The organism is Micrococcus sp. LASM2_SD2 (assembly GCF_057364565.1).
Genome location: NZ_JBNFOB010000499.1, coordinates 1 through 525, shown reverse-complemented (window position 1 = coordinate 525; position 525 = coordinate 1). Strand labels below are relative to the sequence as shown.

1 protein-coding gene is annotated in these 525 nt (G+C 77.7%); it reads left to right on the top strand.

All coding sequences use genetic code 11. From position 1 onward, the window contains the following. Positions 1 to 86: 86 nt before the first annotated feature. A partial coding sequence (locus tag AC2W7A_RS13305) for an acyl-CoA dehydrogenase family protein (protein WP_485991754.1) occupies positions 87 to 525 on the top strand: 439 nt, incomplete at its 3' end.

Genomic DNA, 525 nt, shown 5'->3' with positions numbered 1-525 from the left:
CCTGCCCCTGACGGGGGGCGGGCCGCACGCGCTCGCAGTGGGAGCTGCTCGCGACCCTCGGCGCCCGCAGCCTTACGGCCGCCCGGGTGGTCGAGCCGCACCTGGACGCCCTCTCGATCCTGTCCCAGGCCGGGGTGCCCGCCCCCTTGGGCCTGCTGGGCGTCTACGCCTCCGAGTCCGGCGGCGTCACCCCGGCCGCCACCCGCCTCACCGGTCACGACGACGGCGCGGACACCTGGCGTCTGGACGGCACCAAGCCGTGGTGCTCCCTGGCGGCGGACTGCACCTCGGCCGTGGTCACCGCGCGGCGTGCTGAGGACGGCCGCCCCCAGGCCTTCCTCGTGGATCTCCGGCATCCGGGGCTGGACGTGGGGGAGCCCGCCTGGCCCGCCCTCGGCCTGCGGGACGTCACCACGGGCCCGGTGGCCTTCGACGCGGTGCCGGCCGTCCAGGTGGGCGGCCCCGAGTGGTACCTGCAGCGCCCCGGCTTCGCCTGGGGTGGCATCGGGGGTGGCGGCCTGCTGG